The 12,611-nt window shown below is 64.8% G+C and carries 15 protein-coding genes; 10 read left to right on the forward strand and 5 right to left on the reverse strand.

The features are described 5' to 3' along the window. Positions 1 to 120 precede the first annotated feature (120 nt). The 3 genes from F455_RS0113205 to F455_RS0113215 form a co-directional block, all read right to left on the reverse strand. The gene (locus tag F455_RS0113205; RefSeq protein ID WP_018973777.1) at positions 121 to 1,182 is read right to left on the reverse strand and encodes an SRPBCC family protein; all 1,062 of its coding nucleotides are present in this window, start codon (positions 1,180 to 1,182) and stop codon (positions 121 to 123) included. 248 nt (positions 1,183 to 1,430) lie between these two features. Next, positions 1,431 to 2,081 (reverse strand): response regulator, encoded by a 651-nt coding sequence (locus F455_RS0113210; protein WP_033410075.1) that lies wholly within the window; start codon positions 2,079 to 2,081, stop codon positions 1,431 to 1,433. Between the two features lie 14 nt (positions 2,082 to 2,095). After that, the gene (locus F455_RS0113215; protein WP_169337340.1) at positions 2,096 to 3,256 is read right to left on the reverse strand and encodes a sensor histidine kinase; all 1,161 of its coding nucleotides are present in this window, start codon (positions 3,254 to 3,256) and stop codon (positions 2,096 to 2,098) included. Between the two features lie 229 nt (positions 3,257 to 3,485). Between F455_RS0113215 and F455_RS0113220 the strand changes: the two genes are divergently transcribed. The 8 genes from F455_RS0113220 (at position 3,486) to F455_RS20860 (ending at position 8,854) form a co-directional block, all read left to right on the forward strand. Next, entirely contained in the window at positions 3,486 to 4,085 is a 600-nt protein-coding gene (locus F455_RS0113220; protein WP_018973780.1) for a GNAT family N-acetyltransferase, read from the forward strand. A gap of 22 nt (positions 4,086 to 4,107) precedes the next feature. Next, positions 4,108 to 4,893, forward strand: coding sequence for a septum site-determining protein MinC (gene minC / locus F455_RS0113225; protein ID WP_018973781.1), 786 nt, complete (start codon positions 4,108 to 4,110; stop codon positions 4,891 to 4,893). 65 nt (positions 4,894 to 4,958) lie between these two features. After that, positions 4,959 to 5,771 carry a septum site-determining protein MinD gene (gene minD / locus F455_RS0113230; protein WP_018973782.1) on the forward strand — a complete coding sequence of 271 codons (813 nt, stop codon included), beginning with the start codon at positions 4,959 to 4,961 and terminating at the stop codon, positions 5,769 to 5,771. 2 nt (positions 5,772 to 5,773) lie between these two features. Continuing rightward, on the forward strand, positions 5,774 to 6,052 hold the full coding sequence (gene minE, locus F455_RS0113235; protein WP_018973783.1) for a cell division topological specificity factor MinE: 279 nt from the start codon (positions 5,774 to 5,776) through the stop codon (positions 6,050 to 6,052). Then, positions 6,049 to 6,561, forward strand: coding sequence for a hypothetical protein (locus F455_RS0113240; protein WP_026293353.1), 513 nt, complete (start codon positions 6,049 to 6,051; stop codon positions 6,559 to 6,561). Before minE ends, F455_RS0113240 begins: the two co-directional genes overlap by 4 nt. A gap of 97 nt (positions 6,562 to 6,658) precedes the next feature. Beyond that, entirely contained in the window at positions 6,659 to 7,144 is a 486-nt protein-coding gene (locus F455_RS22125; RefSeq protein ID WP_018973785.1) for a Spy/CpxP family protein refolding chaperone, read from the forward strand. A 46-nt stretch (positions 7,145 to 7,190) separates the two neighbouring features. After that, positions 7,191 to 7,880, forward strand: a complete 690-nt coding sequence (locus tag F455_RS0113250; protein WP_018973786.1) for a response regulator — start codon at positions 7,191 to 7,193, stop codon at positions 7,878 to 7,880. A 2-nt stretch (positions 7,881 to 7,882) separates the two neighbouring features. Beyond that, entirely contained in the window at positions 7,883 to 8,854 is a 972-nt protein-coding gene (locus tag F455_RS20860) for a sensor histidine kinase (protein ID WP_051084189.1), read from the forward strand. 117 nt (positions 8,855 to 8,971) lie between these two features. On the opposite strand, the gene F455_RS0113260 is transcribed toward F455_RS20860, so the two are convergent. Continuing rightward, entirely contained in the window at positions 8,972 to 9,436 is a 465-nt protein-coding gene (locus F455_RS0113260; RefSeq protein ID WP_018973787.1) for a hypothetical protein, read from the reverse strand. A gap of 141 nt (positions 9,437 to 9,577) precedes the next feature. Between F455_RS0113260 and F455_RS0113265 the strand changes: the two genes are divergently transcribed. Next, positions 9,578 to 10,531, forward strand: coding sequence for an AraC-like ligand-binding domain-containing protein (locus tag F455_RS0113265; RefSeq protein ID WP_033409823.1), 954 nt, complete (start codon positions 9,578 to 9,580; stop codon positions 10,529 to 10,531). Between the two features lie 92 nt (positions 10,532 to 10,623). Continuing rightward, entirely contained in the window at positions 10,624 to 11,250 is a 627-nt protein-coding gene (locus F455_RS0113270; protein ID WP_018973789.1) for a YbhB/YbcL family Raf kinase inhibitor-like protein, read from the forward strand. Positions 11,251 to 11,260: 10 nt separating this feature from the next. On the opposite strand, the gene F455_RS20865 is transcribed toward F455_RS0113270, so the two are convergent. After that, entirely contained in the window at positions 11,261 to 12,559 is a 1,299-nt protein-coding gene (locus F455_RS20865; RefSeq protein WP_051084190.1) for a multidrug effflux MFS transporter, read from the reverse strand. Positions 12,560 to 12,611 lie beyond the last annotated feature (52 nt).

The raw sequence follows: 12,611 nt of genomic DNA on the forward strand, positions 1-12,611 counted from the left end.
CGGCCGCGAGTCAAATACCGCGCCGTCGCGAAAAAGTTCCGCGTGCGATGAAGCTGCGATCGCGGAAACGAAACGGCGCGGACAAGGGTTCGCCTTGTCCGCGCCGCGTTGTCGTGCCGCTTACTGCTGCACCGTAACCGGCAGCGAGACCGTGAACGACTGGTTGTCTTCGGCCGCGTTCGCGTCGGTCGTGGTCAATTCGTCGTAGAAACGTCCCGGACCGGTGCCGCTGTCGTCGAATCCGTAACCGTGGGTCGATGCGTAGGCCTTGAGCAGCAGGCGCGTCAGCGGCAATTGCGCAGGCGAGCCGGTGAACGAGGCGGTCAGCACCTTGCCGGCATAGGTCGTGCCGACCTTGACCGGATCAGCCGGGGTGATGCCATCGGTCTTCTCGACCGGCACGGCGATGTCGAACTCGTAGTTCTCGTCGCCCCAATTCGAGGTGACCGTGATGCGCGGACCAGTCTGGGCGAGCTTGTCCTTCTTGATTTCGGCGTTGATCGCGGTCAGCGCCTTGTCGGTCGCATCGGCGACTTCGTCGAGCGAACGCTTGGCCTGGGTGGAAACATAGAGGATCGGGCGCGCGGTCACGTCCTTGAGCTCGAACGTCGTGTCCTTGTAGTCGACGTTCGGCACGGTCGCCAGATACTTTTCGAGATCATCCAGATGCAGTTGCACCAGCGTCGCCGGCTCGCCGCCGACATACAGGCCGCTGTAGCGCGCGAGCAAGTCCCAGCCGTATTCGACGTCGTAGCCGAGCGTGACCTTGACCGTCTTGCCGTTCTCGGCCTGATCGAGGTCCCAGGTGAGCGTCTTGCCTTCGCCCTTCCAGTTGTTGTCGACCGCCCAGCGCACCTGCTTGTCCTGCACCGGGTCGGGAATGACGGTGAACGCACCATTGCCGAGCTTGGCATCGGCGGAACCGGTCCAGTTGAGTTTGGCGCCCGAGCCGCTCTCCGGCCCCTGGAAATCGAAGCGTACCTTTGAATCGAACGCACGCAGCGGCGACGGCCACGAGGGATAGGTACGGTAGCCGTTCAGCACATCGTAAATCTGACGCACCGGTGCGGAATACACCTTCGCCTTGTCGATATGCCGATGGTTCGGCAACGCAATCGCGAAGACTACCGCGAGGATAGCGACGATGATGAGGGCAACGAAAATCTCAAGCAGACGAATCATCCTATCTCTCTCCAGAATTGGAACCGGCAGGCCACGTCAAGTCCCCGCCGCGGCCGCACGACAAGAGCCCGGACACACACAGTTCTCGAGATCAGGAGCTTTCCCAACCGCCTGCGTCCAGCCCGGGCACCGCCCGAATGTTACTTGCAAATTCCAGCAATGGCTACGGCGACTGCAACAAATCCCTGCAAGGACCGGGAAAGACGCTGGATCAGCGCGAAAAGCGGCTTCAAAAAAATTTTGAATGCCTAGACGATACCGATTTCGAACGCCTTGAGCACGGCGCGGGTACGGTCGCGCACGCCGAGTTTGGAGAGGATGTTGGAGACGTGGTTCTTCACCGTGCCTTCGGCCACGGTCAGCGAGTTGGCGATTTCCTTGTTGCTGTAGCCGCCGGCCATCAGGCGCAGGATTTCGGTTTCACGATCGGTCAGCGGATCGGGGCGTTCGAGGCTGACGAACTCGTTGTGCATGCGCTCCAGGCCCGAGAGCAGGCGCTGGGTGACGACCGGGGCGACCAGCGAGCCGCCGTCGGCGACGGTCTTGACCGCGTCGACGAGCTGTTCGAGCGAGACATCCTTGAGCAGATAACCGCGCGCGCCAGCCTTGAGTCCCGCGAGCACGAGCTGGTCGTCGTCGAACGTGGTCAGGATGATCGTCGGCGGCAGTTCGTTCTTCGCCGCGAGCGCATTGAGCACGTCGAGCCCGGACATGCCCGGCATGCGCATGTCGAGCAGGACGACGTCCGGCTTGGCCTGCGGGATGATGGTCACCGCCTGCGCGCCGTCGCCGGCCTCGGCAACGACAGCGATATCGTCGGAAAGCTCGAGCAGCGAGCGGATGCCCTGGCGTACCAGGGTCTGGTCGTCGACCAGGCATACCCCGATCTTGCCCGGCATCGTCTTGTTCGTGGTCATCGCGCGGCCTCCAGTGGCAGCCACGCGTCCAGCGCGAAGCCGCGGTCGAGATGGGTATCGATATTCAGGCGTCCGCCTACCTGGGCCAGGCGCTCGCGCATGCCGGTCAGGCCGTTGCCCTGCTTGAATCCGGCGGCGCCGCGGCCGTCGTCACGCGCATGGATCGCCAATTCGTTGTTTTCCGTACGCTCGCAGCGTAGCCACAGGTTGCTCGCGCCGGCGTGCTTGACCGTGTTGGTGATGATTTCCTGCGCGCAGCGCAATAGCACCTGCGCGCGCTGCGGATCGTCCACGGCGAAGCGCGCCGGCAGGTCGAGATGGATGGTCAGGCCCGGCACGCCGTCAACCAGCGTGCGCAGCGCGGCCGAGAGGTCGATCGTGTCGCCCTCGCGCAGCTGGCTGACCACTTCGCGTACGTCGGACAGAAGCAGCTTGGCCACGGTCTGCGCCTGGCGCACGTGCTCTTGCGCCGCGCCGTGGACGAGATGGCTGGCGACTTCGAGGTTGAGGCTCAGTGCGGTCAGGTGATGGCCGACGAGGTCGTGCAGCTCGCGCGAGATGCGCATGCGCTCGCTCATGCGGCTCGATTCGGTCAGCAGCGTGCGCGTCGCGCGCAGTTCGGAGTTGAGGCGGCGCAATTCCTCGCGCGAATCGGCCTGCTGCTTGGCGACGAGCGAGCTGACGAAGGCGACGCAGGAAAAACCCACGTACATGGCGCACTGCAGAAAGGCTTCGAACCAGGAAAACTTGTACTCCGGATCGATCAGGTGAACGTACAGCGGCGCCATCGAGAAATTCTGCAGCACGAGCCAGATTACGCCAAGCTCAACGGGCAGCAGCCAAGGCAGAATGACGGCGATCACCATGAGCAGCATCGACGCGAGCGAGGGCGAGGCGAAATAGCCGACGGCCATCGCCATTGCGTACAGCAGCAGCAACATCGGCAGGCGCGACAGCCATGAACGCCGTGCGCCCATGTTCCCGGTCGCCAGCCAGTAGGCGACACCGAATACGGCGTAGGCGGTGATCCAGCCGATGCGGTTGCCGACCACGATCGGACCGTTGCCGACGAGCAGGATCGGAATACCCACACTGACGTAGGTGACGAGACCGGCGTAGCGGAGCAGGCGGACGTGATTGAAGAAGGAGACCTTCATGCCTGCATCATAAGACGCCATCGTGCGCTGGCAACATGCAACAAGTCATATTTGCACAAAAGCGGCAACCGCGGCGCCGTCACCCGGTCCAGCCGACGGCGGCGGATTTTGTTAGACACCCTTAACGAAAAAGCCCGCACCGCGTCATGGCCCAAGCCAGCGACACATGCAATAATGCGCCCCGTCGAGCGCGCCCTAGACGCGCGCCACGCCCACGGAGCACCTCCGCATGAGCATCACCATACGCGACGTTCGCGAGCACGAGCTGGATTCGATCCTCGCGCTCAATAACGCCGCCGGTTCCACGATCCTGCCGCTGGACGCGATCGGCGTGCGCAAGTTTTACGACGAAGCTGCCTATTTTCGCGTCGCCGAAGCCGAGGATCATCTCGCCGGTTTCCTCATCGGCCTGCGCGAGAACGCCGACTACGCCAGCGACAACTTCCTCTGGTTCCGCGAACATTATCCGCAGTTTCTCTATATCGACCGCATCGTCATCGCGCGCCCGTACCGCGGCCTCGGCCTTGGCCGCATCTTCTACGCCGACGTGACCAGCTTCGCCGAAGTGCGCGTGCCGCTGCTCGCCTGCGAGGTGTTCCTCGAACCACGCGACGACGTCGCCGTGCTGTTCCATGGCACCTATGGTTTCCGCGAAGTCGGCCAGCAGAACATGGCCAGCGTGTCGCGCCATGTGTCGCTGCTCGCGAAGGAATTGTGCAGCTTCGAGTTCGTGCGGCAGAAATATCTCGACGCCGGCGGCCTGCCGAATCAACCCTGGCTTGCCGAACGCACGCACGGCATCCTCGCGCCGCAAGCGCGCATCGCCTGACATCACGGAAGCCCCCAATTCAATGCGAGCGACGATAGCGGCCGCGGAGCCCATCCTCGAACTGAAATTCGGCCAGGTCGGCATCGCCAACCTGCGCCTCAACCTCAACGACCCCGCCGCGCTGCGCGATGAGATCGAGCAGAAAGTTGCCGCCGCGCCGCAGTTGTTCGCACGCGCGCCGGTCATCCTCGACTTGAGCCGCCTACCGCAGTTGCCCGACGCCGCCGAGGCACAGGCGCTGCTCGATGCGATCCGCGCGGGCGGCATGCTGCCGGTCGGCCTGTCCTACAGCACGACCGAAAACGAGTTGCTCGCGAAGGAACTCGGCGTGCCGCTGCTGGCGAAATTCCGCGCGGTGTACGAGAAACAGAATGCGGACGAGGCCGTCGCCAGCATCGCGCCCGCCCCGGCGCCGAGCCGGCCGAAAGCCGTGCCCAAAGCCGAGGCGGAACCCGCGCGCGCGCCGGCCGCGACGGTGTCGGGCCAGCGTCACGACAAGGCCGTGCGCTCGGGCCAGCAGGTCTACGCGCGCGGACGCGACCTGATCGTCAACGCGATGGTCGGCAACGGCGCCGAGGTGATCGCGGACGGCTCGATCCACATCTACGGCCGCCTGTCCGGTCGCGCGCTCGCCGGCGCGCAGGGCGATGCCTCGGCGCGCATCTATTGCATGGATTTCCAGGCCGAGCTGATCTCGATCGCCGGCCGCTACCGCGTGTTCGAAGACCTGCCGAAGGAACTGCGCGGCAAGCCCGTGCAGGCCTGGCTCGACGGAGAGAAATTGCTGATCGAGGCATTGGTGCCTTAGCCACGGCAAATCGGAAAAAGTGTAAATTTGCAGTTCTAGCTTTATATAAAAATGGAGATTCTAAGTTGACCGAAAATATCGTGGTGACATCCGGCAAGGGCGGCGTCGGCAAGACGACGACAAGCGCCTCCATCGCGGTGGGCCTGGCCAAGCGCGGCAAGAAGGTCGCGGTGATCGATTTCGACGTCGGCCTGCGCAACCTCGATCTGATCATGGGCTGCGAGCGTCGCGTGGTCTACGACTTCGTCAACGTCATCCACAACGAGTGCACGCTCAAACAGGCGCTGATCAAGGACAAGCGCTACGAAACCCTGTACGTGCTCGCGGCCTCGCAAACGCGCGACAAGGACGCGCTGACCCAGGACGGCGTGCAGCGCGTGCTCGAGGAACTCGCCGCGGACGGCTTCGATTTCGTCGTCTGTGATTCGCCGGCCGGCATCGAGAAAGGCGCATTCCTCGCCATGTACTTCGCCGATCGCGCGATCGTCGTGGTCAACCCGGAAGTCTCTTCGGTGCGCGACTCGGACCGCATCCTCGGCCTGCTCTCGTCGAAGACGCGCCGTGCCGAAGCCGGCAACAGCAAGGTGCAGGAACATCTGCTGCTCACGCGCTACAACCCCTCGCGCGTCGCCACCGGCGACATGATGAGCATCAGCGATGTCGAGGAAATCCTCGGCATCAAGGTCGTCGGCGTCATCCCGGAATCGGAAGGCGTGCTCGCCGCATCGAACTCGGGCGTGCCGGTGATCCTCGACGAAGCCTCCAGCGCCGGCCAGGCCTACGACGACGCCGTCGCCCGCTTGCTCGGCGACGAGCGTGCGTTGCGCTTCACCGAAGCACCGAAGAAGGGCTTCTTCTCGCGCGTGTTCGGAGGCTGAACATGGGCATCTTCGATTTCCTGCGCAAGGGCCCGCAGAACACCGCCTCGGTGGCCAAGAATCGCCTGACGATCCTGATCCAGGAAGAACGCGACCGCAGCGGCCGCGGCGCACCCGACTATCTGCCGATGCTGCGGCGCGAGCTGCTTGAAGTGATCCGCAAGTTCGTCAACGTCGACGCCAACGCGGTCGACGTGAAGACGCACAAGGACGGCGACCACGACGTGCTCGAACTGTCGATCGCGCTGCCTGACAAGGCAACCGCGGCGGGCAGTGCCTGAAACAGCAAGGTCTTGGTGCGGCTCGCTTGCTGACACTGGCCGACATTGACTGGAACGACGCTGCCGCGCTGCTCGAACGCCACGGCCTCGCGCTCAAACGCATTGTCGACGGCGTAGCGATTCCCGGCAGCTACTGGGGCGAACCCGAAGCCGGCGTGATCGGCACCGCCGTCTACGCGCGCGGCGACACGCCGGTGCATTCGCTGCTGCACGAAGCCAGCCACCTCATCGTCGCTCCGGCCGAGCGCCGCGCAGCCATCCACACCGATGCCTCCGATTCGCAGGCCGAGGAGGACGCAACTTGCTACCTGCAGATCGTGCTCGCGGACGAATTGCCCGGCGTCGGCAGCGCGCGTTGCATGGACGACATGGATGCCTGGGGCTACACGTTTCGCCTCGGCTCCACGCGTGCCTGGTTCGAGCGCGATGCCGAAGACGCGCGCGCGTGGCTGGCCGCGCGCGGCCTGCTCCAAGTCGCGCGTGGGTCGCAGTCCGGCGAGGTTGCCTGATCACTTCACACTACTTTACACAAGCTACAAATTCCGCTGACGCATGCTCCGCAGACTGCACCGTGGGAATCGTCCCACCATGCATCGGAGATACGCCATGACCATTTTCACCTCTGTTTCACGCAAAGCCCTGCTCGCACTTGCACTGATTGGCAGCATCGCCGTCGGCGCGGGCGCACTCGCTCATTCGCCCGGCGGCGCGCACGCAATGCCGGCAGGCGCCGATGGCGCGCAAGGCATCGTCGCCCACGTCAACGGCATGCTGGAGTACGTCTACACTGAAGCCGGCGCAACCGACGCGCAGAAGACCCAGCTCGCCGCGATCACGCAGCAGGCGCAAACCGACCTTGCCCAGATACAGAACCAGGGCGGAGACGGGCACGCGCGCATCTTCGGTCTGCTCACCCAGCCGACCATCGATCGCAGCGCGGTCGAGGCCGAGTATGCGGCGCACATGAAGGTTCACGAACAGGTGTCCAAGCGCACTCTGCAGTTCCTGCTCGACGTGGCCGAAGCACTGACGCCGGCACAGCGCAAGACACTGGCTGACCATGCCGCGCAACACGCGGCGCACGCGGGCTGAAAACCGCCGCTTGCGCTTCGGCCCGGCAATATCCACAGTGACGCGCATGGCCGAACGCATCCTGTTGGTCGAAGACGACGCCCGCCTCGCCGAGATGCTGTCGGAGTATCTCGGCGGGGCCGGCTTTCGCGTAGTGCACGTGGGCTTCGGCGCAGCGGCACTCGAACGGCTGGCTGCCGAGCCCTGCGACGCCGTGGTGCTCGATCTGATGCTGCCGGACATGGACGGCCTCGACGTCTGCCGGCAATTGCGCACGAAATCCGACGCACCCGTACTCATGCTCACCGCGCGCGGCGACGCGACCGACCGCATCGTCGGCCTCGAACTCGGCGCCGACGACTACCTGCCGAAGCCGTTCGCGCCGCGCGAACTGCTCGCGCGCCTGCGCGCGATCCTGCGCCGGCGCGGCAACGGCACGTCGAGCGAGGCGCCGCTGTGCTTCGGCCGCCTCGAGATCGATCGTGCGGCGCGCACGCTGCGCATCGATGGCGCCGAACGCATGATCACTTCCTACCAGTTCGCCCTGCTCGTCGCGCTTGCCGAAAACGCCGGGCGCGTGCTCTCGCGCGACACCCTGATGGACCTCGTCAAGGGCGAGGCACTCGAAGCGTTCGACCGCTCGATCGACGTGCACGTTTCGCGCATTCGCGCCGCGATCGAGGACGATGCCAAGCATCCGCGCCGCATCATCACCGTGCGCGGCGCGGGTTATGTGTTCGCCAAGGCCCAGGAATGATGATGTCGCATCTGCATACGCGTTTCTTCCTCACCCTGCTCGGCAGCCTCGCCGCATTCGCGCTCGGCGGGATTGCCTTCATGCACATCGACGACGGCAGCCGCGTCGTCCACGTGGTCCACAGTTTCATCATCTTTCCCGCGCTCGCGCTGTGCATCGGCATCGCCACCTACCCGCTGACGCGTCGCCTTCTGCGCCGCCTGGAACGTCTCGAACAGGCAGTCGATGCGTTGGGTGCAGGCGATTTGTCCGCGCGTGTCGCGGTCGAAGGCAAGGACGAAGTCGCGCGGCTCGCGCAGAGTTTCAATCGCGCTGCTGGCCGCATCGAGGACCTCGTCGTCGCGCACAAGCGCCTGCTGGCCAATGCCTCGCACGAACTGCGCACGCCGCTCGCGCGCGTGCGCCTCGCGGTCGAGCTGATGGGCGAGTCCGCCGACCCGAAGCGCAAGGCTGGGCTGGACGGTGACATCGCCGAGCTCGACCAGCTCATCGACGAGATCCTGCTCGCCAGCCGCCTCGATGCAGTCGCCAGCCCCGATACCGACGAAGAAGTCGATCTGCTCGCGCTGGCCGCGGAAGAATGCGCACGCTACCGCGACGTGCGCCTCGACGGCGTGAGGGCCGTGCGGCGCGGTGACCCGCGACTGCTGCGGCGGCTGCTGCGCAACCTGCTCGACAATGCGCAACGTCACGGCGCGGCGCCGATCGAAGTGCGCCTGATGCGCTGCGGCGACACCGCCGAAATCGTCGTTGCCGACCACGGCCCGGTCATCCCCGACAACCAGGCGGCACACCTGTTCGAACCGTTTTACCGTCGCAATGCGAGCGGGCAAGTCTCCGGCGCCGGCCTGGGACTCAGCCTCGTCCGCCAGATTGCGCGGCGCCATGGCGGCGAAGCGCACTATAGGGCTACGGCGGCAGGCAACTGCTTCGTCGTAACTCTGCCATTGGACGTACCCGTGCTTTCGGCGTGATGTTCCTTTTCACCGGAACGCATCCACGCGCAGTCGAGCTCATTCGACACCATCACGAGAACCCGCTCAAACCAGTCCGCAACGCTGTTGTCGACAGTGGGCGGACGTCACAGCGGATCAATTCGCCGGCACACGATCGAAAGTCGACCGCAGCACGAGCATGGCGCCACGACCAAACCCATAGCTCGTCGTCAGCAAGCTGGCGAAGAGATAGGTCTGGTTGAGGGTCGCCACAAATCCCGATGCGTGCGGCCCCTGGGTGGCCGGGTCGAGTGAGGGGAAAACGGCCATGAGCAGAAACAGGCTCGAGTTGGTAAACGCACCGACCACCATCGCCCAGCGCACATGCCATGGAAGCGGCACCTTCGCCGCATAGAAGCCGAGGATCAGCGCGCTCATCAGCAGAAAATCGATATGCGCCTGCAATAGTCGATGGAAGTTGCCGGAAAAAATATCGCCAAGCAACGGCACGTGATTGAACAAACCGACCATGCACCAGGCGAGGATCAAGGCGGCGGTAATCCACAAGGTCGCGCCGCGCAGCAGAACGACATTGCCGGCGTGAGTGGAGCTGGACTGCATGAACTGTCTCCGTTTCGAGTCATTCCGCCGGCAGCGCGCCGGACCCTATGTGTCGTTCTATGATCGCGCCTGTACGAGCGCTGTGAATGCTCTCAACGGAGGTGGAACTTGACTGCACCGGCGGTGACTCTGCCTTCCCCTATGCCTGTTCGTGCACCAGCCACGTATCTGTCGACGGTGGACATCTCACCATCTCGCCGCCACGATTGGCTGCGCGAAGTGATCGGCCGCGAATACGCTGACGTCGAGATCGAACCTCCCGCCGATAGCGAGTTGTTCAACGAGATGTGCATTACGCCATGGCGGGACTTGCAGCTTTCCGCAATCCGCTCGAATGCGCTCGCCCTCGAACGGCTGTCGCGCGAACCCCGCCGCATCGCTCAGGACGCCTACTTCGCCGTGATTCTGCTCGATGGCGAATATCGCCTGCGTCAGGATGGGCGCGAAGCATTCCTGCGTCCCGGCGACCTGAGCCTGTACGATGCCGCACGCCCGCACCGCATCGATTGTCCGCGACCGTTCCGCAAGCTGATCGTGTCGATCCCTCGCGCGCTGCTCAGTGAACGCCTTGCCGGCGTCGAACATTGCACGGCCCGGCGCATCGCGGGCGATGCAGGCATCGGCGCCATCGCTGCGAATTTCATCCGCCACTGCACTGCTGAGGTGGAGACTCTGGCATCGAACGATGCCATCGCTTTGTCCGGGCATGCGCTCGATCTCCTCGCACGCGCGATCGCAACGACACGTCCGGGAACCTGCAGCCTGAGTCGCGCGCGACAGTCCTCGCTTGCAGCGACAAAGGCCATCGTCGAGCGGCGCCTCTGCGATCCGTTGCTGGATGCAGGAGCAATCGCAACCGGTGCCGGCCTTTCGACTCGCTACATCAACGAACTGTTCGCCGCCGAAGGGACCTCGCTGATGCGCCATGTCTGGGAACGCCGTCTTCAGAAAAGCATGGACCGACTGCTCTCCGGCGAGCCATGCAGTCTGGCCGAACTCGCCTGGCGTTGCGGCTTTGCCGATCCGGCGCATTTCAGTCGCGCTTTCAAATGCCGCTTCGGCGCGCCGCCGCGCGAATTCCGCAAGTCGCGCTGAGCACCCCGCCGAGCAACCGGCGCGGCGATGCAGGCCGCACTTGCTTGCCGCGTTATCATGTCCGTCAACTGATTCTCTCAAACCGAAGCCCCATGAAACTGACCAGCTACAGCTTTGTCGATGGCGCGAATATCCCTGCTGAATTCGCTTTTTGCGCGATCGATCCGAACACCCACGTCGCGCTGAGCGCGAACCGCAATCCGCATCTGGCATGGACCGACGCGCCGGCCGGCACGAAATCGTTCGCTGTGATCTGCCACGACCCCGACGTGCCGAGCCGTGGCGACGACGTCAACCAGGAAGGCCGCGAAGTGCCGGCGTCGCTGCCGCGCGTGGACTTCTTCCACTGGCTGCTATGGGACATTCCTGCTTCCGTGCACGAGATCGCCGCGGGCAGTCACAGCGACGGCGTCAGCGCGCGCGGCAAGAGTGGCCCCGCAGCGCCGCAGGGGTGGCACCACGGCATCAACGACTACACCGGGTGGTTTGCAGGCGATGCCGACATGGGCGGCACGTACTACGGCTACGACGGCCCCTGCCCGCCATGGAACGATGCGCTCGTCCATCGCTACGTGTTTACCGTCTACGCAGTCGATGTGGCGAAGCTGGACATCGTCGGCGAACCGACCGGGGCGAATCTGCGTGCGGCGCTGCAAGGACGCGTGCTCGCCGAGTCCAGCATCAGCGCCAGCTACACGCTCAATCCGCGCCTGGTGTAGGACGCGGCTTTCAATCCGCGCTCGTCCCCGCCGCCGCGATCACTGCGGCGTCGCCGTCGATCTTCTCGGGAATGCGCTTGGCGACGCGGCGATACCAGCGCCAGCCGATCAGGCCGATCAGATAGAACGCGCTCGATGTGATCGCGAGGCTGAGCGCGGAATGCGCGACCAGCGGACCGAGCACGCCGGCAAGCAGCGCGCTGAAAGTGAGCATGAGGAAAGCCTGCACCGAAGAAGCACCACCGCGGTATTGCGGGAAGCGGTCGAGCACGAGCAGGTTGAGCGCGGGCGCGACGAGGTTGACGCCGATCGCACCGATTGCAACCGGCAGCACCGTCCACGGCACGCGCGCTGGCTGCACGGCGAACGCGATGACGAGGTTGAGCAACGAAGCGCCGAGCATGACGGCGTAGCCGGCGCCGACGAGCGTGCGCACCGGCACGCGTCCGGCCAGGCGGCCAGTCAGCAGCGCGCCAAGCATCAGGCCGCTGATCGCCGGCACGAACAGCCAAGGGAACTGGTTCTGGTCGAGGCGGAGAATGCCGAGCACGAGCGCGGGCGCGTTGGCGATGTAGACGAAGAATCCGGCCGAATTGAAGGTCAACACCAGCGCCAGCGCGGCGAACTGGCGGTCGCTGACGATGCCGCGATAATTCGAGAACAGCGTGCGCGGCAGGAACGCGACGCGGCGTTCACGCGCATGCGTTTCCGGCAGCACCGCAAGGCACAGGCCGATCAAGGCGAGGGTGAACAACGCCAGCGCCCAGAACAGCGCGTGCCAGCCGACGAGCCAATCCGGCGGCGTAGCCAGCGGACTGCCGTCCCAGGCGACAAGCCAGGCGCCAACCACAGGCGCCAGCGCGGGCGCGAGGCCGAAGATCAGGCTGATCTGCGCCATGAGCTTCTGCGCAGAAGGTCCGGCAAAGCAGTCGCGTACGATCGCGCGGCCGACGATCATGCCGATGCCCGCGCTCGCACCCTGCAGCGAGCGAAACACGAGCAGCGCGTGCATCGACGGCGCAAGCGCGCAGCCGATCGTGCCGGCGAGGAACACGACGAGGCCGCCGAGGATGACCGTGCGCCTGCCCCACGCATCCGACATCGCGCCGACGAACAACGACAGCGCCGCGTAGGCGAACAGGTAGACGCTGATCGTTTGCTGCATTACGACCGGGCCCGCGCCGAAACGCCGCTCGATCTCCGGGAACGCCGGAAAGATCGCATCGATGCAGAACGGACCGAGCATCGCCAACGCCGCAAGCAGGCCCGCGAGCAACGCGCGATGCGGAACCGGGGGAGAAGAACTCATCAAGAAAAGACGTGCACGGCGCACGATGGGCTCAACAAGCCCGGCATCATAC

This window comes from Rudaea cellulosilytica DSM 22992, assembly GCF_000378125.1.
In the GTDB taxonomy this organism is placed as follows: domain Bacteria; phylum Pseudomonadota; class Gammaproteobacteria; order Xanthomonadales; family Rhodanobacteraceae; genus Rudaea; species Rudaea cellulosilytica.

Excerpts from the sequence above, each read along its gene's own strand:
- F455_RS0113270 (WP_018973789.1), top strand. The coding sequence starts at position 10,624 with ATGAAACTGACCAGCTACAGCTTTGTCGATGGCGCGAATATCCCTGCT.
- F455_RS20860 (WP_051084189.1), top strand. The coding sequence starts at position 7,883 with ATGTCGCATCTGCATACGCGTTTCTTCCTCACCCTGCTCGGCAGCCTC.
- F455_RS20865 (WP_051084190.1), bottom strand. The coding sequence starts at position 12,559 with ATGAGTTCTTCTCCCCCGGTTCCGCATCGCGCGTTGCTCGCGGGCCTG.
- minC (WP_018973781.1), top strand. The coding sequence starts at position 4,108 with ATGCGAGCGACGATAGCGGCCGCGGAGCCCATCCTCGAACTGAAATTC.
- F455_RS0113220 (WP_018973780.1), top strand. The coding sequence starts at position 3,486 with ATGAGCATCACCATACGCGACGTTCGCGAGCACGAGCTGGATTCGATC.
- F455_RS0113265 (WP_033409823.1), top strand. The coding sequence starts at position 9,578 with ATGCCTGTTCGTGCACCAGCCACGTATCTGTCGACGGTGGACATCTCA.
- F455_RS0113260 (WP_018973787.1), bottom strand. The coding sequence starts at position 9,436 with ATGCAGTCCAGCTCCACTCACGCCGGCAATGTCGTTCTGCTGCGCGGC.
- F455_RS0113210 (WP_033410075.1), bottom strand. The coding sequence starts at position 2,081 with ATGCCGGGCAAGATCGGGGTATGCCTGGTCGACGACCAGACCCTGGTA.
- F455_RS0113205 (WP_018973777.1), bottom strand. The coding sequence starts at position 1,182 with ATGATTCGTCTGCTTGAGATTTTCGTTGCCCTCATCATCGTCGCTATC.
- F455_RS22125 (WP_018973785.1), top strand. The coding sequence starts at position 6,659 with ATGACCATTTTCACCTCTGTTTCACGCAAAGCCCTGCTCGCACTTGCA.
- F455_RS0113250 (WP_018973786.1), top strand. The coding sequence starts at position 7,191 with ATGGCCGAACGCATCCTGTTGGTCGAAGACGACGCCCGCCTCGCCGAG.
- minE (WP_018973783.1), top strand. The coding sequence starts at position 5,774 with ATGGGCATCTTCGATTTCCTGCGCAAGGGCCCGCAGAACACCGCCTCG.
- F455_RS0113215 (WP_169337340.1), bottom strand. The coding sequence starts at position 3,256 with ATGAAGGTCTCCTTCTTCAATCACGTCCGCCTGCTCCGCTACGCCGGT.